The 20,231-nt window shown below is 57.2% G+C and carries 18 protein-coding genes; 11 read left to right on the top strand and 7 right to left on the bottom strand.

Features of this window, described 5'->3' with window-relative positions; genetic code table 11:
* The first annotated feature begins 689 nt into the window (after positions 1-689).
* The 8 genes from ACH3PB_RS07375 to ACH3PB_RS07340 all read left to right on the top strand — a co-directional run bounded on the left by ACH3PB_RS07375 (position 690) and on the right by ACH3PB_RS07340 (position 10,035).
* Positions 690-1,463 carry a response regulator gene (locus tag ACH3PB_RS07375; RefSeq protein WP_416398788.1) on the top strand — a complete coding sequence of 258 codons (774 nt, stop codon included), beginning with the start codon at positions 690-692 and terminating at the stop codon, positions 1,461-1,463.
* 60 nt (positions 1,464-1,523) lie between these two features.
* The gene (locus tag ACH3PB_RS07370) at positions 1,524-1,886 is read left to right on the top strand and encodes a response regulator (protein ID WP_416398787.1); all 363 of its coding nucleotides are present in this window, start codon (positions 1,524-1,526) and stop codon (positions 1,884-1,886) included.
* A 29-nt stretch (positions 1,887-1,915) separates the two neighbouring features.
* Positions 1,916-2,458 carry a chemotaxis protein CheW gene (locus ACH3PB_RS07365; protein ID WP_416398786.1) on the top strand — a complete coding sequence of 181 codons (543 nt, stop codon included), beginning with the start codon at positions 1,916-1,918 and terminating at the stop codon, positions 2,456-2,458.
* A gap of 178 nt (positions 2,459-2,636) precedes the next feature.
* Positions 2,637-3,878, top strand: coding sequence for an ABC transporter substrate-binding protein (locus ACH3PB_RS07360; protein WP_416398785.1), 1,242 nt, complete (start codon positions 2,637-2,639; stop codon positions 3,876-3,878).
* A gap of 59 nt (positions 3,879-3,937) precedes the next feature.
* On the top strand, positions 3,938-5,896 hold the full coding sequence (locus tag ACH3PB_RS07355; RefSeq protein WP_416398784.1) for a methyl-accepting chemotaxis protein: 1,959 nt from the start codon (positions 3,938-3,940) through the stop codon (positions 5,894-5,896).
* 35 nt (positions 5,897-5,931) lie between these two features.
* The gene (locus ACH3PB_RS07350; protein ID WP_416398783.1) at positions 5,932-9,129 is read left to right on the top strand and encodes a hybrid sensor histidine kinase/response regulator; all 3,198 of its coding nucleotides are present in this window, start codon (positions 5,932-5,934) and stop codon (positions 9,127-9,129) included.
* Positions 9,126-9,602, top strand: coding sequence for a hypothetical protein (locus ACH3PB_RS07345; RefSeq protein WP_416398782.1), 477 nt, complete (start codon positions 9,126-9,128; stop codon positions 9,600-9,602). Before ACH3PB_RS07350 ends, ACH3PB_RS07345 begins: the two co-directional genes overlap by 4 nt.
* Positions 9,565-10,035, top strand: a complete 471-nt coding sequence (locus ACH3PB_RS07340) for a hypothetical protein (RefSeq protein ID WP_416398781.1) — start codon at positions 9,565-9,567, stop codon at positions 10,033-10,035. The genes ACH3PB_RS07345 and ACH3PB_RS07340 overlap by 38 nt, the downstream gene beginning before the upstream one ends.
* On the opposite strand, the gene ACH3PB_RS07335 is transcribed toward ACH3PB_RS07340, so the two are convergent.
* The 5 genes from ACH3PB_RS07335 to ACH3PB_RS07315 all read right to left on the bottom strand — a co-directional run bounded on the left by ACH3PB_RS07335 (position 10,032) and on the right by ACH3PB_RS07315 (position 15,347).
* Entirely contained in the window at positions 10,032-11,747 is a 1,716-nt protein-coding gene (locus tag ACH3PB_RS07335) for a calcineurin-like phosphoesterase C-terminal domain-containing protein (protein WP_416398780.1), read from the bottom strand. The two genes, ACH3PB_RS07340 and ACH3PB_RS07335, sit on opposite strands and share 4 nt — an antisense overlap.
* A 97-nt stretch (positions 11,748-11,844) precedes the next feature.
* On the bottom strand, positions 11,845-12,867 hold the full coding sequence (locus ACH3PB_RS07330; protein ID WP_416398779.1) for an LPP20 family lipoprotein: 1,023 nt from the start codon (positions 12,865-12,867) through the stop codon (positions 11,845-11,847).
* On the bottom strand, positions 12,857-14,185 hold the full coding sequence (locus ACH3PB_RS07325) for a COG3014 family protein (protein ID WP_416398778.1): 1,329 nt from the start codon (positions 14,183-14,185) through the stop codon (positions 12,857-12,859). Before ACH3PB_RS07325 ends, ACH3PB_RS07330 begins: the two co-directional genes overlap by 11 nt.
* 23 nt (positions 14,186-14,208) lie before the next feature.
* Complete coding sequence (locus ACH3PB_RS07320; protein ID WP_416398777.1) at positions 14,209-14,796, bottom strand: penicillin-binding protein activator LpoB; 588 nt, start codon at positions 14,794-14,796, stop codon at positions 14,209-14,211.
* Positions 14,793-15,347 (bottom strand): hypothetical protein, encoded by a 555-nt coding sequence (locus ACH3PB_RS07315; protein ID WP_416398776.1) that lies wholly within the window; start codon positions 15,345-15,347, stop codon positions 14,793-14,795. The genes ACH3PB_RS07320 and ACH3PB_RS07315 overlap by 4 nt, the downstream gene beginning before the upstream one ends.
* Positions 15,348-15,512: 165 nt before the next feature.
* Between ACH3PB_RS07315 and ACH3PB_RS07310 the strand changes: the two genes are divergently transcribed.
* Positions 15,513-15,971, top strand: coding sequence for a DUF3010 family protein (locus ACH3PB_RS07310; RefSeq protein ID WP_416398775.1), 459 nt, complete (start codon positions 15,513-15,515; stop codon positions 15,969-15,971).
* On the opposite strand, the gene ltaE is transcribed toward ACH3PB_RS07310, so the two are convergent.
* Both ltaE and rlmE read right to left on the bottom strand, forming a co-directional pair.
* The gene (gene ltaE, locus ACH3PB_RS07305) at positions 15,956-16,969 is read right to left on the bottom strand and encodes a low-specificity L-threonine aldolase (RefSeq protein WP_416399428.1); all 1,014 of its coding nucleotides are present in this window, start codon (positions 16,967-16,969) and stop codon (positions 15,956-15,958) included. The genes ACH3PB_RS07310 and ltaE overlap by 16 nt on opposite strands.
* Positions 16,969-17,592, bottom strand: coding sequence for a 23S rRNA (uridine(2552)-2'-O)-methyltransferase RlmE (gene rlmE, locus ACH3PB_RS07300; protein WP_416398774.1), 624 nt, complete (start codon positions 17,590-17,592; stop codon positions 16,969-16,971). Before rlmE ends, ltaE begins: the two co-directional genes overlap by 1 nt.
* A gap of 163 nt (positions 17,593-17,755) precedes the next feature.
* Here rlmE and ACH3PB_RS07295 point away from each other — a divergent pair, with 163 nt between their 5' ends.
* Complete coding sequence (locus ACH3PB_RS07295) at positions 17,756-19,417, top strand: NAD(P)/FAD-dependent oxidoreductase (protein ID WP_416398773.1); 1,662 nt, start codon at positions 17,756-17,758, stop codon at positions 19,415-19,417.
* Complete coding sequence (locus tag ACH3PB_RS07290) at positions 19,414-20,148, top strand: TrmH family RNA methyltransferase (protein WP_416398772.1); 735 nt, start codon at positions 19,414-19,416, stop codon at positions 20,146-20,148. Before ACH3PB_RS07295 ends, ACH3PB_RS07290 begins: the two co-directional genes overlap by 4 nt.
* Positions 20,149-20,231 lie beyond the last annotated feature (83 nt).

The following is a 20,231-nucleotide window of genomic DNA, read 5'->3' as shown; positions in this document are numbered from 1 at the left end:
TGGGTCGATCTTCAGAGGTCGGCCCAGCGCGCTGCAGCACTAGCCGAACTTAACGTTCATTGTGATTTCCGCGGTGAACACTTTCTGATTCTCCGTATCGAACACGTCAACCGGTACGACCTTCTCTCCCGCCGTGCTCCAATCCACCTCATCTCCGCTTGTGACTGCGCGACCGCCTCGGGATGCCTTCGCGGAGTCGGCCTGGCGCTCGCTGCTACGCGATTAAGTTCTAAGCCCAAAAAGTCTCTGATCGGTTTGCTTATTTTAAATGAGCGTTGCTCTTATAAGAACGTGAGCATTGCTCATTGGCGTATATGAGCGTTGCTCTTATTAATTAAATGATCAATGCTCTTATTAAATAAATTCGGTGGTTTTGCATCGTTAATTATGAAAAATAAATATTGAGAAGCCTGTCACATAATACAATATATTTTGTTCGGCTGAATTTTTACTGATGCTGTCAACTCAATGATAACAATGGTTTTATCCGCTGTTATATTGTCCTACAACACAATGAGAAATATACGGGTATAGCTGGTTACATTGAGCTTACTATTTAATACGCGATATTTTTTGTTCTATTGCCTCTGTCTTACCTACACTGAAATCAGTAACCAGCCGCGCTTAAACGATTCATTGGCATGTAGAGCCGGACGGTAAACACGAGACCTTATGTTGGGACGAGTGCAATGGCTAAGATATTAGTTTCTCATTGGGGTTTGACTGAGAGGGATCTACTGCTGATCCGCAATCTGCTTAGTCTCAGTGTGGAGTGGTTCGGTCACCTTGAACTGGCGCCCAAAGCGGGTCGCACCGGCGGTCAGATCATGTTGATCGACCTCGACCGCCCAGATGCCCACGAAGCGTGCGAGCGAATGAGATTGGTCGATAGCGGTGCTTCAATCATTTCCATCAGCGCGCACAAGAACAGATGCTTGCCAAACAGCATCAGTCTGCAACGCCCCCTTGTCTTCCGTCGCCTCTCTGAAGCGCTGAACTCCATCAGTGCAGACAAATCCAGCACAAGTGTGCAGGTCGATAAGCAGTCGCGCATTCTCGTTGTCGACGACAGCGCTCCGGTGTGCACCTTCATGACCCAGAAACTGCACGCACTCATTTCGCCCGACACCAGTATCGATATCGCCTCAGACGGCGGCCAGGGTGTTTCGCTCGCCAACCGTCACAACTACGACCTGGTATTCATGGACGTCATGATGCCTGGAATGGATGGCTATCGTGCCTGCCGCCTGATCAAGCATATCAATGCCAACACCAAGGTCGTGATGCTGACCGGCAAGTCTTCGGCCTTGAACCGGGTAAAGGCCAAGATGTCGAGTTGTGATGGCTATATCACGAAGCCTCCGCAGGACAAGGAGTTGCTTAAGGCGGTGCGAGAGTACCTGCCGCAGGCGCCTGTCCGGGAGCACACAGGTTTTGCAACTGGGATGACTGCCTATCGGTAATGTGTCCTGAGTTGTGGTGTGGGGGCATCCCGCTCCCTGTTTACTTCATTGAGGTGATGTATGGGTAAGAAAATTCTGATAGTCGACGACAGCGAAGCAGATTTGAAGCATCTGGAGCAGATCGTGAGCGGCGCTTCGTATACCGCGATCACCGCAAAGTCAGGACAGGAAGCCATCGAGCGGGCGAAGAGCGAAAAGCCGAGCCTCATCCTGCTGGACATCATTATGCAGGGTATGGACGGTTTCAGTGCCTGCCGCGAGATGAGCCGAGATCCGGCGCTGGCCGGTATCCCCATAGTCTTTGTATCGAGCAAGAATCAGAAGGCGGACCATCTCTGGGCCAGTCGCCAGGGTGCAAAGGGTCTCATTTCGAAGCCTTATCAGGCTGAAGAGATACTCACCCAGTTGCGTCACTACGCCTGATAGCTGGCAGCGAGGGGAAGCAAGCAGTCATGAGCACTCTAGCCAGAACATCGCAACGACAGCCGCTACTCAAACCTTCCGAAGCCTTTGCGCGGCTGCAGTCGGCGCAATCGCAGAGCAGTTCGGTGAAGCCGAAGCAGGCATGGCGTGAAAGCTTTGCCGTAACCCTGACACAGGGTCTCAGTCTGCTCATTCCGGAGTCTTACCCGAAGGAACTCATTGAAGCACCCAGCATCTGCACCGTGCCTTACGGACCGCAGTGGCTTTCGGGTTTTCTCAATGCCCGGGGTCAAGTAATCCCAGTGATCGAATTGGACGCGTTGTTTGGCAATGCGGCGGCACCGGCCAGTCACACTTCAGTGCCTTACGTTCTCCTGCTGGGGCAGGGCAGCGATGCTTTTGCCGTCGCCATCAGTCAGCTACCAAAGAAAGTAAGGCTGAGCGACGACCACCGCCTGCAACAACCCCCGCCGCTGCCATCCCGTCTCGAAGGATGTGTGGGGCGAATCTATCAAAAGGAGGGGCTATGGTGCGAATGGGACCTCACGCAGTTCATGCGTAGCCTGATTTAGGGCCAGCAGTCAGCTGGCCTGACAGATTAGAAAATCCGAAATGACTTTTATAGACGGACAGGCCTTCAGTCGGTCCGAAGGGGCGCCCTTTTGCCTGAGGATAGCCCCCACAGCACGAAAAATGACGGGCAGGTCACAGTGGAGGCTGTCGAAAGACAGACAAGTTATGAGAGCAAAGTTGAATCAACATCAAAGGAAGATCCCTTTCGTCGTCAGCATGATGGGCAGTCTGCTCATTGGGCTCGGTGCGACCACAGTCAGTGCTACCGAGCCAGGTATTAATCCGGACTGGATTCGTGTGGGCGGCGTCATGGATCTCGAGGGCCATTCCAGGGGCCTCGGTCTGGGCATGCGTGCCGGTATCGAAGCTGCCTTTAGTGGCGAGCGGGTGCAGGGCAAGCGCATCGAGTTTGTCACCCTGAACGACTCCTATTCGCCGGAACTCACTGTCCGCCAGACGCGAAAGCTCCTTGATCAGGGTGTTTTCGCGATGGTGGGTAATGTGGGTACCCCTACTGCCCAGCAGGCTCTGCCGATTCTGGATGAATACAATGTACCGGCCTTTGGCTTCTTTACCGGTGCTGGCCTGCTACGCACCGGCAAGGAGGGTGTAATCAACTACCGCGCCAGTTATATCCAGGAGACGGCAGCCGTTATCGACAGCGCCATTCAGGCCGGGCTCAGGCCCGCCGAAGTCTGTGCCTATGTCCAGAACGACGCCTACGGTATGGCCGGTGTAGAAGGCATCAAGCGGGCACTGCGCAGCCAGCCTGGCACCGGCAAGATCATAGAAAAGCTGGATGATATTCTCGCTCAGAGCGGGGATGCACCATCGCGCAACGGCATTGGACCGGTAGGCGTTTATGAACGCAATACGCTGAGCTCGAGCGACGGCTACCAGTCGTTGAAGAAGTGGGAAACCGCTAACGAGTCAAAGTGTCGCCTGGTGGTCACGGTTGGTGCCTATCCTGCAATAGGACGCTTCGCCGCCTATGCTCGCGGCAAGGGCGATAACTGGCTTATCAGCGCCGTGTCGTTCACCGGCACGGAGAACCTTGGTGAAACCCTGGACCAGTTCGGCGTGCGTGATCGCGTCATCGTGACGCAGGTGGTCCCCCCACTGGACGCCGATCTGCCAATCCTGAACGACGCCCGCAAAGCCCTGGGCGCTCAATACAACTACGTCAGCCTTGAAGGCTACATCGTTGGCAAGCTGTTCCTGGCCATCATGAATCGGGTCGAAGGCGACATCACCCGCGCGAAGTTTGTTCAGGAAGCCCGCAATAGCCAGTTCGATCTCGGCGGTCTGCTGATGGATCTCACTGGCGATAACCAGGCCTCGGATCTCGTCAGCGTGACCTACTTCCAGGACAAGGCCTTCCAGCCAATGGATGCCGGTCTCTGGTCTCGCATGCTGTAGAACGCACTGAACATTAGCACTCATATTCAAGACTTGCGGAATCGAACCGGGAGGTTCACATGAACATCAGAATGCCTTCTTTGAAAATGCCGGGACAGTCTTTGTCCCGGCTCATGATCGGTCAACGTCTCATGACCTTGATCGGTGTCATGACCGGCGCGCTGCTGGTTACAGCGATACTGGCTTTCGTCGCCCTAAACCTTGCGCGGGATTCATCCCAGAACCTGCACGGCAAAGTGACTGAGACCACACAATTAACCCAGTTGATCAGTGGACTGCAGAAGAACTTCGTGGCCACCCTGAACAACCTGAACTCGGGTGTCATGACCTGGTCTGAAGCGCAGACACGCGTTACAGACGCCCGTACCAGCTTCGCCCAGCAGTGGCAGCAGCTCGGTGCGGAAGAGGGTGTCATCAATACTGACCGGACCGAGAGTCTGGGGCAGATGGTCGCCACATCTACCGGCGTTAGAGAGGCTTTCGACGTCTTCAAGCAGCTGGATGCAAACCAGTCAAGGGCGGCACTGGAGCTGTTCATTCTGAACGACCTGAATAGCTTGATCGACCCTTTCCTCACAGCAGCCACCAGCTATTCCGCGCGCTTGAACGCGCAGTCGGAAGAGGCCTTTGCGCAGTCCGAGAGTACCCTGTCTAACGTCCTATATGCTGGTAGTATCATTATTCTCCTCAGCCTCATGGGCGCCCTCACGCTGGGTACAATGATTCGCCGCTCGATCGTAGGCCCTATCACCACGATCGCCGACACGGTTAGCCGGGTGCAGCAAGACGACTACACCGCCCGGACCGAACTCAAAGGCGGCGATGAGCTGGCACAACTTGGCCTTGCCCTCGACCAGCTGCTGGACGACAAGGTGGCGACCCTGGTTCGCATCGAGAAAGAAAACGATGCCCTCAACGATTCGGTTATCGAACTGCTGGAAGGTTCAGCCTCGCTGAGCGAGCGAAATTTCACAACGCGTCTGCAGGTGCGTGAGGACATCACTGGCCCGGTTGCGGACGCCCTCAACCTGGTAACGAAGGAAACGGCCGAAGCACTTGTGAAAGTTCGTCAGATCGGTGACCTGGTCGAAGCGTCCAGTGTCCTTGTTGATGAGCAGACCAGCAAGGTGACCAACGTTGCTGCCCAGGAACGTCTGCTGGTCGTGCAGGCCATCAAGAAACTCGAAGCCGCTTCACAGCAGATGAACCAGATCGCTGAATGGGGCCAGGCCTGTAACGTGATCGCGCAGAATGCTTCTGGCTCTACGGACAAGGCCCAGGAGGCAGTAAGCACCACCATCGAGTCCATGGACGAAATCCGTGACGCGATCAGCGAAACGGAAAAACGCATCAAGCGACTGAGTGAGCGATCGCAGGAAATCAGCGGCATCATCGACATCATCAATAGTATCGCTGAACGAACCCACGTACTGGCGCTGAACGCCAGTATGCAGGCCGCTGCAGCTGGTGATGCGGGACGTGGTTTTGCGGTCGTTGCGGACGAAGTACAGCGTCTTGCGGAGAGCTCGCGCAGTTCGACATCACAGATCAGCGCCCTGGTTCGCAGCATCCAGTCAGAAACAGCGGACGCGGTAAGCAACATGAACGGCAGTATTACCCAGGTTGTCAACGGTTCACGCCGAGCGGCACAGGCTGGTACCCAGATGCAGGAAACCCAGCAGACCACACGTGAGCTGGTGGCTGCGGTACAGCGCATCGCCGAAAGTTCCATCCTCCAGGCGCAGGAAGCGGAAGCGCTGAGAGTCCAAGCGGACAAGATCGAGAAGAGCACTCGCGTAACAGGACAGGAGCTCAAACGACAGTCTGTCCACACGCAGCACCTGCGCGCGGCTTCAGGTGTGCTGCAGCAGACCGTCGGTCTGTTCCAGCTGCCTGATCTGGGCATCATGGACCTGGGTCTGAGTCTGGCCGAAGCGGCCCCCGTCACAAGGCTGGAAGCCCCACGTGGCAGCACCATGGAAGAACTGGCCCCCCGGAACGAACGCAAGATCGGGTAGTTCCAAGGTCAGCGCAGCCACAAGTGAGGTAGGCAATGAGTACGCAGAGTCAGGCGTCGCTGGACGCCGCAGTGGAAGTGATGCAGGCCAGTACCGGCGAGCTGCTGGAGGCCTTGGGTGAATCGCCCGCACTGGCGGCGGACGTGGTCGAGGCGGTGCTCGATAACGCCGCCATGCTGTTGGACATGGCCGGCATGCCGGAGCTCGGTACGCAATGCCTGGCTCGCCAGACTGCGCTGTCGGGATGCGACGTGCCGGCCGCTGAAGTTTTTGAACTTGCACGCTGGCTCTGCGAACTGAGTGACAGTCTCGCAGAACAAAGCCTCGAGGGTGAGGACGATACTGCGGATGTAAATGGCTTGGCGCCTGTGGACCTGCCGCAACAATCGCCGACTTTACTCATTGAAGCGTCGGCTGAATCAGCCCTGAGCGAGCCTCACCAACGGACGCTGCAGGATTTGTGGCAGGAAATCGAGTCGCTCCAGACGGAGTTCGATGAACTATTACTCGGCCTGCCTGAGTCGGCCGATGATTACGCCCGCATGCTGAGAGACCTGGGCGAGAGCTGCAGCTATCTTGGCCTGCACGGTCTGCAGGATATGATGGACCTGCTGGCCGATCGCGTACCGCATCATTCACAAGGTCATGAGCAGGCACCGATCGCCATGCTGGGACTGTGGCAGGCAAATCTGCGACCGTACCTCATGGACGGTGCGCCCGAGACAGCCTGCCTCAAGCTGCTGGATTACCTGGAGGACAGCCGCTGGAGCGAGAGCCTGGCACCGGCGCGTTCGCAGCACCTATTGCGCGCCTTGATGTCGCCTGAGTTGCCTGAGGAAGAGCTCGGCGAGCAGACCCCCCAGGTGCTTGGCGACGTCGATGTCGCACTGGATGTCAGTGATGAGGTCAGTCTTGAGGTTATGGAGGCCTTCCTGCAGGACGCGCCTGCCCAGACTCGCTCGCTGCACCAGGCGCTCAGCCAGTTGGTCAGTGGCGCAGGCGAGGGCTCTGAACTGGTGCGGCAGGCTCAGCGAGCAAGCCACACGCTGAAAGGCTCTGCAAACCTGCTGGGTCTCAAGGGCGTAGCCAACCTCAGCCACGCCCTTGAAGCGGTATTCGATGAGTGGGACGAGCAGGGCCTGCGCCCGAGCCCGGCACTGCAGGACCTGCTTATGGAAGCGTCCGACTGTGTAAGCGCCATGGTGGATTACCTGCTGGGGCGCGATGAGTTGCCGGCAAACCGGCTGGTTGTGTTGCAGTCTCTGACCAACTGGCGGGAAATACAGGATGGTGTCGAACCTGCAGCGGCTGTTGATGCTGCTCATCTAGCCGACGATGAACCGGCGGCTGATCTGGTTAAGGAGTCTGCCCAGGCGCTGAAAGTCATCAGCCCTGAGGCAGTCCACGCACCGGTACCTGTGGTAGTGGGCGAGGACGACGATGCGGCGTATGACAAGCTGTTGGTACTGACCGAAGAAATGAGCATCAACAACGTCCAGGCCCGCGAGCTGCATAAGCGCCTGCAGTTGACCAGTGGTGGCATCAGCGATCAGGATCGCCGACTCAGTCAGCGCCGTACCGAGCTGGAAATGCTGGTCACGGGCCGCAGCCAGGCTCGGCCGCAGCGCAACGAAAGCATCGATGAACATGGTCTCGACCCGCTGGAGATGGACCGTTACGACGAGCTGCATCGAAGTACTCATCAGTATTTCGAAGTCGTGGCAGACGTCTGCGAGTTGAATCGAAAACTACAGAGCCAACTGTTGCAGATGGATGCACTCGTGCGACAGCAGCATCGTCATATCGATCAGCTGCAGCACACCCTGTTGGCGCGCCAGAGGGTGCCGGTGAGCACGCTGACAGGCAGGTTGCAGCGCTGTGTTCGTCAGGCCAGTCGCATGACCGGCAAACATGCCAGTCTGGTCATCGAAGGCGAAACATTGAAGGTCGACCGTGAGCTGCTCGAACAGCTGGCCGGTCCTCTGATGCATCTGCTGAGAAACGCCGTGGACCACGGTATCGAGTCGGCCGAGCGTCGCCTGGAAGCCGGCAAGACCCTTGAAGGCCGCGTCGAGATCGTGTTCGAACAGACTGGCCGCTTCCTGGACGTGCGCGTGCAGGACGATGGGGGTGGTCTGGATCTGGCCGCTATCCAATCCCGTGCCGAGGCGAGGGGACTATTGCCGGCAGGACATGGACATGCCAGCCCGGAACAGTTGGCTCAACTGCTCTGGTTGCCAGGGTTCAGTTCCCGGGAAGAAGTGACCCAGGTTTCCGGTCGCGGAATCGGTCTGGATGCGGTGAAGTATACCGCCGAACTGCTCGGCGGCAGTGCTCGATGTGAACTCGAGGAAAACACCTGCGCCTGGCAGCTGCGGATTCCAGTGAAGGAAATTACCCAGTACATGTTGCTGGTCGAAGCGGGCGGGCGCACCTTTGCACTACCGACAGCCTCTATCCGGCAAGCGCTGCCAACCGCGCAGGGCCTGCTGCGCGAAATGTCGGGACAATGGCTCCTGTCGGTCGGCAATGAGCTGTGCCCGTATTACAGTCTGGCGAAGGTTCTCTACGGAGAAGCCGTGAACCAGGTGCCCGACGAGACACAGCCTGTGCTGCTGCTCGAGCTGGGTGACAAACTGGTGGCTGTCGGTGCAGAACGCCTGCTCACTGGTGAGCAGTTGGTGGCACGGTCGCCAGGCAAGCTCGCACCGCAGTTGTTCGGACTGCTGGGGCTCACGATTCTCGGCGATGGCTCGATGGTGCCGATTCTGAACCTGAACGAGCTGTTGACCGCATCGGCTGACCGGTCGGGTATGGCCGAGCGTGGCAGGTCGAGAATGGCTGCGCCTTCGAGTGGTCCACAGATCCGACGCCAGCGCATTCTCGTGGTGGATGACTCGCTGAGCGTTCGCAGCACCTTGAAACAACTGTTGCAGGACATGGGCTTCGAGGTGGAGACCGCCAGCGACGGCGTCGATGCGATGGAGAAGCAGCGCGTCGCCCCCGCCCAGCTCATGCTGGTAGATATGGAGATGCCGCGCATGGATGGCCTCGAACTGACTCGGCACATTCGCCAGCAGCCGACAGGTAACGATTTGCCCATCGTCATGCTTACCTCCCGTAGCCAGGAGAAGCATCGTCAGCTGGCGCAAAAAGTGGGCGTGAGCGCTTACGCCACCAAGCCCTATGACGAGAATGCGCTGATCGACACGATTCAGAGGTTTCTGCGATGAATACAATCGAACCGCGGCACTACTACCTGCTCGAATGCGCTGGTCAGCGCCTTTGTTTACCGGCTGCAGAAGTCAGATTCATGGCCTCCGTAGAAGACGTATGCGAGACGGCGGGCATTGCCGGGCTGGCCTACGAAGGCGCGCTCTATCCGGTCTACAGTCTGCAGGACGGCCTGTTGCCGGCGATGGGCGTGCAGGCGCAGGACAGGAACTGTCTTGTCCTCAAATCGACAGGGGACGAGTCCCCCATGGGCATTGCGCTGAGCTGTAGTTCAGTGGTCAAGCTGCGTAGCGAAAGCACGCTACAGATGCTGCCGTCTTTCATGTTACCCCCTTACGCCCTCGTGATCGGCCTTCTGAAGCATGAAAACCAATGGCTGCCTGTCATCAGCGTAGATCGCATCATCAACTTCTTCGAAAAGGTAGGCTACTGCGATGAGCAACACAGCAATGCTGAACGTCTGGCTGGTTAGAGCCCGGGGAGGGCGCGACGTGGCCTTCGCGGATGTATCTCTAAAAGAATATGTGGCTGATGCCACCCTGCTGCCGGTTCCATTGGCACCACCTTCATGCAAGCACGTCTTGGAGTGGCAGGGTGTGCTTGCGCCCGTTTTTCAGGTCGGTCGAAACGCCAACAACCTGGCCCATGTACTGCTGTTGCAGGCAGGCGAAGAGGCGCCCCTGATTGGTCTGGCTATCCGCAGCGCGCCGCAGCGGATCACCATCAAGGATGATGACGTCAAGGGCTTTCAGCCAAGCCGCTGTGGCTTCTGGAAGGATGTTCTGCTGTCCGGGTTTGTCCACGAAGGCGAGTCAGTCCCGATCATCGATCCAGCCCTCATGTGCGACGCCCGGTTCGTCAGTTTGGCCGACCGGGCGCTGTATCCAACGCGGAACAGGGCTTAGTCGGCCAGCAATTCGAAGGTGAATGTGTCCATCGCCTTTTGGCCAAACTCATCCTTTGATACCACGACGACTTTATGAAGTCCCGGAGCCAGATCGTTCGGTAGTGCGTATTCCCAGATGTGGGACGATGGCACGGGCGAAGAAAATGAGTCTGGGGTGTCCGCGAATTCGGCGCTCTGACGCTCCATGAATGGATCTGTGCGAAGCACGTTTACCATTGGTGTCAGTCGCCCGTCGTCTAATGACAACGCAACTGCATCACGTTCGCCTCCATCAAACAGGTTTACCACCACTTTGGTGCCGGGCTTCAGCCTGCCTCTGTTGATAGCGACGATCTCGCCGTTGGCGTCGGTCGTGCCGTCAAGCAAGGGATCCAGAACTATTCTCATGCGTGGCTGCAGATTTCCTTTCTCTCCCGATGGAATAAAGCGTGGTTGAACCCTGGTGCCATCGAACCGAAGGACGTAGTAGCCATTCGGGTTGCCGTCCTGCATCGTTGCTGCACGCACATCCCGTGCGTCGCGTGGGCCCTTCGTCCAGCCATTGCCCCGGACTTCTGCCAGTGTATGTGCTATCCATGGCGTGCCGTACCAGCCGTGAGTGTGGTCGATTTCGACCTTCCAGCTGTTGCTGGTGTCATGACCTGCGATTGCGTAGATCCTGTCAAAGGGCTTGAGTATCTCGATCAGCTTGTCCAGGTTGATCGTGTTGATATTATCGCCCATGTCATAACGCTCGCCTTTGCCATCAAGGGCGTAGGTGATGAGGGGGATGTGGGTCGTAATCAGGATGAGTTTATCTTTGGCTACAAATTTCAGGTCGTTTTCGAGCCACTGCAGTTGCTCCTCGGAGATATAGCCGCGATAGATGGTGTTGTCATAACGACCCTGGTCCTTGCCCTTGTACTGCACGTTATCCAGCGCAACTACGTGAACCTGGCCGTAGTCGAACGAGTAATAGGTGGGGCCAAAGTGCTTGGTGAATGTCTGATTAGCATATTTGTCATTGGGCGATTCGAAGTTGATGTCGTGATTTCCAGGCACATTCCACATGGGAATACCGATTTGCGCGAACATCCGGTTATGCCGTTCGTACAGACTGAGCGTGTCATCAACCACATCGCCCGCAACGATTCCGAACAGGGCGTTGAACGGATTGCCTACGAGCTCGTTCACGACATCCTCGCGTACCATATCCTGATCTTCTTCAGTTTTGGCCTGGGGATCGGCGAACGCCATGGCGTTGAAACGGTCTTCCGCTTTCGACGGTGTCAGCGGAAAGTCGATGGAAGCCGGAAGTGGGCCTGTCGGCTCGATGACGTCGTACTGCCAGTCCGCCACAGCGGGCGTGCCGTCTGGGTAGTGGAGATAATAGTTCTGGGGCAGGTTGTGCTCATCTAGCCGAACATCGAAGTTGGCGGGCTTGGTAATGAATAGCACTGACTCGGGTGCCAGACTGATTTCATACTCGCCGCGGCCATTCGTCTGTACCACGTCAATCCCGTTGGAAACACTTACGCTCTTGATGCCAGGCTCACCCTGATCGCGAGTACCGTTCCGGTTTTTGTCCACAAAAACGACGCCCCTCGCCAGTTCCGCGGCAGCGGAACTCGAAGATGGGAGATGGCTGTGGGCCTGATTCTTGTGGGCGAGGGCCTGGGCGCTCGCTGCCAGACACGCGACAGAAACTATTGCACTTAGATGCTGATTCACAATTTGTCCTCAGATGAAATACAGGATGATTTCGTGCAAGGACAAACTAATGGGCCAGGATGAACCTGGCGTTACGAACGCATGACAGGCGCTAAGGCTATTCCGTCTCGCTCGACAACAGGTCGAACAGATACCCAGGCAGCTTCTGATTGAGTTGATCCCGTGCGCGCTGCTGTACCAGGTCCTGGTTGGTTGCAGATACTTTCACCGGCCAGCGTTGCTTACCCAGAACAGTGTCGTTGTGCTGCAGCATCAGCTCGTAGGAGCCGCGCAACCAGAACAGGCCTTGCTGCTTGCTGACCGGTACCAGGTCAGCGGCACCTCGCAGCACATAGTCCGACTGTGCCACTGTTTTCACGCCAAGTTTTGTCAGGGCCCGCTGAAGCTCAGCCTTCACCGATGGGTCTTCGGCCTCTACGGCTATGGGCAAGGTGCCAAGCGCATCACGAATGAGGCTATCCATTGATGCCTGGTCATGCTGACTCTTGATGCCGCGACCGTCGGCGACGATCATCAGTCGCTGGTTCAGCTGATCTCGCTGAATCTGTGCGGAACGAGCGCGCTTCAAGGCCCCGAGCGCGGATAAAGGGTTGCTGGCCGTGGTGCTGGCATAGCCAATCAGATCCTTTATTTCACCATCAGCCGCCAGTATGGCCTGGCGGAAGCGATTCGCTGCAGGCTGTTTGGCCAGTACCGCCAAAGCATGAACCTGTCCCTGCTCATTCTGCCAATACTCGACGACCTGAGCGCCTTGCAGTACCTGCCGGGTTTCGGTGCTGACTGCCCGGGTGATCTTCTGTTCGTTGGTAATCTGCTGTTGTCCCTGGACGGCGTTGACCTGGGCGCTGCTGAAGTCTGTCGAAGATTCCTGGACGTTTACTTCGAATATCTTCGCCAGATTGCTGATCGCCCGGTCTGCAGCAGTTTGCCGATCATCGGCTGAGCCTGTCGCTGTCAGGTGGGTCACGGCCGGATATGATGATTCGGCGCTATCCAGCCACGCTGGTCTTTCCGGTGTGCTGCTACAGGCGGTGATCAGCAACAGACTTAGCCATACGACCACATTGGCCGGGGTGTTCGGCTGGTTAACAGAAGAGCTCAACACAGGCTTATTGTTCATTCGGCTGTCCTTCGACTGGTTCAGGCCTCTTCTGAGGCGGGTAACTGAGCACTTGGCTATTCAGGCTGTTTGCGGATGCAACACCGTAGCGTCTTGTTTTCTTCGGAGCAGCGCCAATTTCATTCAGCGCTGGCAGCTCGATATTTTTTCCTGGAATCTGCAGTGGAGCGTTGAGAGGCGCCACCAATCGCGCGACCTGGATGGATGACGGCAGCATATTCCAGCTTCGCACATCCGCCTGCTCTGAAAGCACCCCGGCAATATTGGCTAGTAGGCCGCCCAGGTCGCCGCCGCTTTTCTGGGCTTCCTTTACCATCTGAAATTTAGCGACAGCGCGCAAGGTGGCGGCGGCCATCGCCTTGGCATTGTTGTCAGCGAGATCTTCGCGAGCCCGGGCTTCGATCAGTTCTATGACCTCGGTACGCATTTGCTGATGGCTATTCTGTAGCTTGATCGAAAGATGTCTTGGATAGTAGCGCGAAGGCGGGTAGTCAGGCATGACCACGCTGATCAGAGTCTTCAGTTTTGGCTCGAATACCGAGAGGCGGGCCTCTTTCTTGTTAGAAACCACCCCGTCATGGTAGTACACAATCCATTCGCCTTCGTCTGCCTTGGGCAATACCGCCTTTCGACCAAATTCGCTGCTGTACTTGTCGTACTCTTCGTCGTTATTAAGCCGCGAGCTGACGTTCAGCAAGCTGGTAGCGAGTGCCTCTGGCACCGAGGTGCCTCGTGCCTTGATAATCTCGTAGGCCTTGCGATAGCTGATCATTGCGTTATCGAGCTCGCCGTTCAGTTCGTAGATCAGTCCCGCCAGGAAGCGCACGCTCGCCAACTGCCCGCCCAGGGAGTCGCCGTCCCCGAGCCGCTTCATGGTGACATCCGCCTGCAGCATTTCGACCCGTGCGCCGTCCAGGTTGCCGCTGAACAGATAGCCCTGTGCCAGCATGGCATGCACGAGCACCTGCTCACTTGGCGTGCCTGCATAACTGCGTAGCGTTTCGTTCGTCGTCAGCGCAGCGAAGTTTTCCGACACACTGAGAGCGTCCAGCGAAAACATGATGGCCTTGGCCTGCTCGAGATCCTGTCGGCTACCATCGAGATCACCACTATAGAATTTCAGGGTGCCGCGGTTCAGCAGGTATTGCGCGCGATCACGATCGGACGGATCGATCTCCTCGAGTTTCTTGAGAGTCACCTCGGGACCGGCCGAGGGGAGCGCGCTAGACAGCTCGTTGATCTGCCAGGACGTGCAGCCTTGAAGAAAGCCAAGACACAGTCCCAGCAGCGGCGCTGCCAGAATCCTGAACACACCCATCCAGTGCGTCACCTTTGGGCGGATTAGTAGCGGATGGACGCGTTCTTGACCAGCTTCTTGATCTTCTTCTGTCCAGCCCAGACCTTGCGGTTGTCAGCCATGCTGATCAGGTTGAGATCGACTTGATAGTAGCGAACCTGCTCATTGTCTTCAGCGTCGATGATGGTATTCACCTGACCCGTGAGCATGAAGTCAGCGCCTAACTCCTGACCGGCAGCCTTGCGAGTTTCCTCACGGGCATTCAGGTCCTGATCGATACGCTCATCCCGGATCTCGCCACGCTCGTCTCTCGATGCCACAAAGTCCACGCGACCGGAGTTGATGAGTTCGCGCTCCATATCCGCTACAAAGGTCTTTACGTTGATGTGTTCGTGGCTCAGGTTGCGAACTGTACCCACGATCACCGCAGGTCTTTGGCCGGTCCGACCAGTAAAATCACTGATCCAGGGGCGGGAGAGGGCGTCCTGAATCATTTCCTGGGCAACCATGCGTGAATCGGCATCATTCCAGGCACCGCTGAGGTCGATTGTCGTATTCGTGTCTACCCGCTCAACCGACGTGCTGCAACCGTTGAACAGCAGGGCTGCGAAAACAATACACCAGATTTTCATTGATCGTTTCCTTTCACGAAGCGTTCGAAGTTGGCATTGGCGTTATTGGAATAGTAGTTTTTGAAGTTCTCGGAGAGTTTGCCGGCTGCTGTGATCGAATCATCCAGCGCTTCCATATCCATTTCCGCGAAGGAATAGATATTGCCGGTGTCTTCGTCTTTCCAGCGACCTTTGATTTTCGCACCGTTCAGCGCGGTTCGTGTCGAGTTGGTGACTGTCTGCTCGATATTGGCCACTGCTGTATCGCCAGTGCTGGCGGTATAGTCGTTCAGCGTGCTCTCGACATAGCTTGCGACCACACGGGCCACCTCGGCTCGGGCGCGACCATCGGCAGTGGATGTCTGCAACGATTGATCATTCAGCGGTGGAGCGTACGCTACGCCTTGAATATAGCGACCGTCATCATCATCGACGGCCTGCGTCCCTTCATTGACCCAATCAGGCGCATCTGACATGCCCATATCACTTTCGATGGTTTCTTTGCCGCTGCAGGCAGCAAGGCCAGCCACGACCGAGAAGATCATGGCGGCAGACAGTGAACGGTTCAACATACGCACGGTGCTCCTATTGTTTGTTCCGAACATGTTGAGTCTAGATTAGGCTAATTCAGGGCTGGCGGCGAGGCGGGAAAAACCAATACAGTATCAGGCGCAGCGGAAGTTGCTGTAATCGGGCAGTTGTTCGCGCTAAAGGGTTAGTGAATCTGGGAGACTAATATGACTATCTGTGGCGTTGAACTGACTGGCAGTGAGGCCGTGCTGTGCCTTTTGGATCTGGACCGGGGGCAGTTCAGCTTGCCTGAGTGCAAGATCCGCAAGCTGAGCCTCAACAAGAACCACACGCGGGAGGATCTGAAACGGTTTCAGGCAGCGCTCGCCGCGCTGATGACGGAGTATGAGGTGGGCACGGTCGCGATCAAGGAGCGAATGCCGAAGGGCAAATTTGCCGGTGGCGCGATCAGTTTTAAACTCGAAGCGACGATCCAGCTTGTCGATCTGAGTGGGCTGGATGTGAGGCTCATCCCCCCAGCGCTGATAAAGTCCACGCTGTCCGCGCAGCCCTTGCCGATTCCGTTTGCCGACACCGGTTTGAAGGCTTTTCAGGAAACGGCTTTTATCACTGCCTATGTTGCACATATGACGCCTGTGTCCGGCGCCGGTCATCCCTCTCGATAGAACCGCTCGATCGCCGCCAACAACTGATTCACCGCGCTACGGTCGACATCGAGATGCGTCACAAAGCGAATAGGGTCACCTGCTGTAATGATGATCCCTTGAGCCGCCAGCGCTTTTTTAAGTTCATTTGCCCGTCTGTTCCGACATCGGGCATAGACGATATTGGTCTTGGTGAGCGACGGATCTACGTCAAGCGCGGGAATTTCAGCGAGTCCAGCCGCCAGGTAAGCCGCATTGGCATGATCCTCATGCAGGCGCAGCGGGCCCTGCTCAAGTGCGATGCGCGCCGCAGCCGCCAGAATACCAGCCTGGCGCATGCCGCCGCCCAGCATCTTCCGCAGCCGAAGGGCTCTGCTTATGAAGTCTTTACTGCCCAGTAGAAGAGAGCCGACAGGTGCCCCGAGCCCTTTGGAGAGACACACGCTGACAGAGTCATAGTAGCGAGTGATCTCGGTGATGTCGCAGCCGGTGGCAACCGCAGCGTTGAAGATGCGCGCGCCATCGAGATGTAGCTGCAACTGATGCTCATCGCAGAACGCACGTGCCTGACGCTGGTAATCCACTGACAAGACCTTGCCGCCAATCGTGTTTTCCAGTGACAGCAGACGAGTTCTCGCGAAGTGGAAATCGTCTGCCTTGATCGCCTTGCGCGCCTTTTCCAGATCGATCGACCCATTGGGCTCATTTTCGATCGGTTGAGGCTGAACGCTGCCAAGTACGGCCGCGCCGCCGCCCTCATAGCGGTAGTTATGAGCGGATTGACCGCAGAGATATTCGTCGCCCCGGCCACAGTGGCTCATAATCGCCAAGAGGTTCGCCTGCGTGCCTGTAGGCGTGAACAGTGCCGCTTCGAAGCCTAGCCGCTCTGCTGCGTAGGCCTGGAGACTGTTGACCGTAGGGTCATCGCCATAGACGTCATCACCGACCTCCGCGTTAGCCATGGCGGCACGCATCTCGGCGGTGGGACGGGTAACGGTATCGCTGCGGAAATCGATCATCATGCGCCCTTGAATCCCTTTGCAACCAGGTAGACTTCCCGTGATCTCGAACGGGAGGAGTCCGGTTTGCGAATCACGACCTTGTCGAAGACTTCACGCACGGACTTGATGTAGTCGTCATAGCCTTCGCCATGGAACACCTTGGCGACGAAGCTGCCTTTAGGCTTGAGTACCTGCGAAGCCATGTCCAGCGCCAGTTCCAGCAGGTACATGGATGCGGCCTGGTCGGCGACGGTCACGCCACTGATATTGGGTGACATGTCGGAGATGACGACATCTGCAAGATCGCCATTCAAGGTCGCCATGATCTGGTCGAACACGGTTTGCTCGGTGAAATCGCCTTGAATGAACTCGACGCCTGCAAGTGCATCCATCGGCAGGATGTCTGAGGCCACCACTCTACCGTTGTGGCCAACCAGCTTGGCGGAAACCTGTGACCAGCCACCGGGCGCCGAGCCGAGATCGACCACCAGTGCGTTGGGCTGGATCAAACGGTCCTTGTCGTTGATTTCGAGAAGTTTGTAACTGGCACGGGAGCGGTAGCCATCCAGCTGCGCCTGCTTCACGAAGGGGTCGTTGACGTGCTCATCGAGCCAGCGCTTGCTGCTTTTGGAACGTGCCATGGTGTATCTGTTGCTCACTGCGGGAAAGGCCGCATTGTACTTCGCCGCAGCGGCTACGGCAAAAGCTGGCTGGCAACCTGACAAGCATGCAACACGACAGTACAATGGGCGCACTTTTCGAACAGCGAGCAGCCGAACCATTGTTCGGCCGCCAGGACCAATCATGATTCGCCTTACTGAACTGGCATTACCCCTTGATCATCCGGAGCAGGCATTGCGCGCCGCTATCATAGAGCGCCTGCAACTTCGTGATGCCGAACTGCTGCAGTTTACTGTGTTCAAACGCAGCTACGATGCCCGCAAGAAGAACAGCGAAATCAAGTTCGTCTACATCATCGATCTGACTGTTCAGGACGAAGCCGCGGTACTCGAGCGATTTGCTGGTGATACCCATGTTCGCCCGGCGCCAGACACCGCTTACTACCCGGTCGCTGAGGCGCCGGCTGAGCTGTCAGAGCGGCCTATCATCGTGGGACTTGGGCCATGTGGTCTGTTTGCAGCCCTGCTGCTGGCGCAGATGGGATTCCGTCCTATCGTGTTGGAGCGTGGCAAGGACGTTCGTCGACGTACCAAGGACACCTGGGCACTATGGCGGAATAAGAAGCTTTCTCCGGAGTCCAACGTACAGTTTGGCGAGGGTGGGGCCGGTCTGTTCTCCGATGGAAAACTTTACAGCCAGATTAAGGATCCTAAATTCTACGGCCGTAAGGTCATGGCTGAATTCGTCAAGGCTGGTGCCCCGGAAGAGATTCTGTTCGTCAGCAAACCGCATATCGGTACCTTCCGTCTCACGGGCGTCGTATCCAGGATGCGCGAGGAAATCATCAGTCTTGGTGGTGAAATCCGCTTCGAGCACAAGGTTACCGATCTCTTGCTGGAAGAGGGGCAGGTGCGGGGCGTTGAACTTGCCAGTGGTGAGCGCCTGATGAGCACTCATGTGGTGATGGCGCTCGGTCATAGCGCGCGCGATACCTTTCGGATGCTGCACCAGCGCGGCGTGTTTCTCGAGGCGAAACCCTTTGCCATCGGCTTCCGGATCGAACATCCGCAGGGTCTGGTCGACCACGCCCGCCTTGGGAAATATGCTGGGCATCCAGCATTGGGCGCAGCCGATTATAAGCTCGTCTACCACGCCAGCAACGGGCGTGCGGTCTACAGCTTCTGCATGTGCCCGGGTGGCACCGTGGTGGCGGCAACCTCTGAGCCGGGCAGGGTCGTCACCAACGGGATGAGCCAGTATTCGCGAAATGAGCGCAATGCCAATTCGGGCATCGTGGTGAATATCGACCCGCAAGAGGATTTCCCTGGCGATGCGCTGGCCGGCGTAGTGTTGCAGGAGCAGCTGGAATCGAGAGCCTACGAGCTGGGGGGCAGCGACTATTGTGCACCAGCTCAGCTGGTCGGTGACTTCATTGCCGGCAGACCATCGGAACAGCTTGGTGAAGTGGTGCCGTCCTACAAGCCGGGCATTCGCCTCGGCGATCTCGCACCATCATTGCCTGGCTACGCAATTGAAGCTATTCGTGAAGCTTTGCCGGCCTTCGGCCGACAGATGCGGGGTTTTGACCGTGCAGATGCGCTGCTGACTGGCGTCGAAACGCGGACCTCTTCACCGGTTCGAATTACCCGCGATCGCGAAAGCCTGCAAAGCCTGAATACCCGTGGCCTGTATCCAGCCGGTGAGGGCGCGGGCTATGCCGGGGGAATTCTCTCCGCCGGCGTTGATGGGATCAAGGTGGCAGAGGCGGTGGCTACGGCGATGGTGGCCGATCTGGCTAGGGCGGCAAGCGCCAGCACAGCGCGCCAAACCGGAACAAGCCTGTGAAGCTGGATGAGGTCAAGAAGCTTCATCAGAAGAAGTACCGTCAGTCACTCGGGTACTTTCTGGTCGAAGGTGAGCATCTGGTGTTGGAGCTTGAAAAAGCTGCTGCAGGCAACCCTCACTGGCAGCAGGCCGAGCTCTTTGTCACCAGTGCCTACGAGAACTGGGTTAGTCGCTGGCCCCGCCATCTGATCAGTCATCGGCAGATGGCACAGTTATCGGACACCAAAACGCCGCAAGGCATCCTCGCTGTTGTACCAATGCCGACGGCTGCTGCTGAGGCTTCGGAAGCAAGCGAAAAAGCCATCTACCTGCACGAGGTACAGGACCCAGGCAATCTCGGCACTATCTTGCGTACCTTGGCGTGGTTTGGCGGCATGCGATGTCTGCTCAGTCCTGGCAGTGTCGACCCCTACAACCCGAAGGTTGTGCGCTCCAGCATGGGCGCCATCTTTCATGTGCCGGTAGAAACTGAAGTGAGCGCGGACTCGCTCGTTAGTCGTTATCCGCGCACCGCCTGTCTGGACATGGGCGGTGACCCCATAAGTGTTTCGAGCTTCACGGACCACGATTGCTATCTGTTCGGCAACGAAGCCCGGGGCGTTCCCTCTGAGGGCCTGAGCGTGCTGAATGCCCACCGCTACACCATTCCAGGCGCTGCTGTGGTGGAATCGCTCAATCTGGCCTCTGCCGTCAACATGGCGGTCTACGAGCTTCACCGAAGCGACAGCTGATCGAAATTTGAGCCGTCTGGCCTATGCGCCTGCCGCGTCTGTTCAATTAACATGCGGCGCAAGGTAGAGACAGCCGCCAAGAG

The sequence above is a fragment of the Allohahella sp. A8 genome, assembly GCF_047946665.1.
GTDB lineage: Bacteria > Pseudomonadota > Gammaproteobacteria > Pseudomonadales > Oleiphilaceae > Allohahella.
This window is presented reverse-complemented; position numbering and strand designations above follow the sequence as displayed.

Excerpts from the sequence above, each read along its gene's own strand:
- ACH3PB_RS07375 (WP_416398788.1), top strand. The coding sequence starts at position 690 with ATGGCTAAGATATTAGTTTCTCATTGGGGTTTGACTGAGAGGGATCTA.
- ACH3PB_RS07370 (WP_416398787.1), top strand. The coding sequence starts at position 1,524 with ATGGGTAAGAAAATTCTGATAGTCGACGACAGCGAAGCAGATTTGAAG.
- ACH3PB_RS07365 (WP_416398786.1), top strand. The coding sequence starts at position 1,916 with ATGAGCACTCTAGCCAGAACATCGCAACGACAGCCGCTACTCAAACCT.
- ACH3PB_RS07355 (WP_416398784.1), top strand. The coding sequence starts at position 3,938 with ATGAACATCAGAATGCCTTCTTTGAAAATGCCGGGACAGTCTTTGTCC.
- ACH3PB_RS07350 (WP_416398783.1), top strand. The coding sequence starts at position 5,932 with ATGAGTACGCAGAGTCAGGCGTCGCTGGACGCCGCAGTGGAAGTGATG.
- ACH3PB_RS07345 (WP_416398782.1), top strand. The coding sequence starts at position 9,126 with ATGAATACAATCGAACCGCGGCACTACTACCTGCTCGAATGCGCTGGT.
- ACH3PB_RS07340 (WP_416398781.1), top strand. The coding sequence starts at position 9,565 with ATGAGCAACACAGCAATGCTGAACGTCTGGCTGGTTAGAGCCCGGGGA.
- ACH3PB_RS07330 (WP_416398779.1), bottom strand. The coding sequence starts at position 12,867 with ATGAACAATAAGCCTGTGTTGAGCTCTTCTGTTAACCAGCCGAACACC.
- ACH3PB_RS07325 (WP_416398778.1), bottom strand. The coding sequence starts at position 14,185 with ATGGGTGTGTTCAGGATTCTGGCAGCGCCGCTGCTGGGACTGTGTCTT.
- ACH3PB_RS07320 (WP_416398777.1), bottom strand. The coding sequence starts at position 14,796 with ATGAAAATCTGGTGTATTGTTTTCGCAGCCCTGCTGTTCAACGGTTGC.
- ACH3PB_RS07315 (WP_416398776.1), bottom strand. The coding sequence starts at position 15,347 with ATGTTGAACCGTTCACTGTCTGCCGCCATGATCTTCTCGGTCGTGGCT.
- ACH3PB_RS07310 (WP_416398775.1), top strand. The coding sequence starts at position 15,513 with ATGACTATCTGTGGCGTTGAACTGACTGGCAGTGAGGCCGTGCTGTGC.
- ltaE (WP_416399428.1), bottom strand. The coding sequence starts at position 16,969 with ATGATCGATTTCCGCAGCGATACCGTTACCCGTCCCACCGCCGAGATG.
- rlmE (WP_416398774.1), bottom strand. The coding sequence starts at position 17,592 with ATGGCACGTTCCAAAAGCAGCAAGCGCTGGCTCGATGAGCACGTCAAC.
- ACH3PB_RS07295 (WP_416398773.1), top strand. The coding sequence starts at position 17,756 with ATGATTCGCCTTACTGAACTGGCATTACCCCTTGATCATCCGGAGCAG.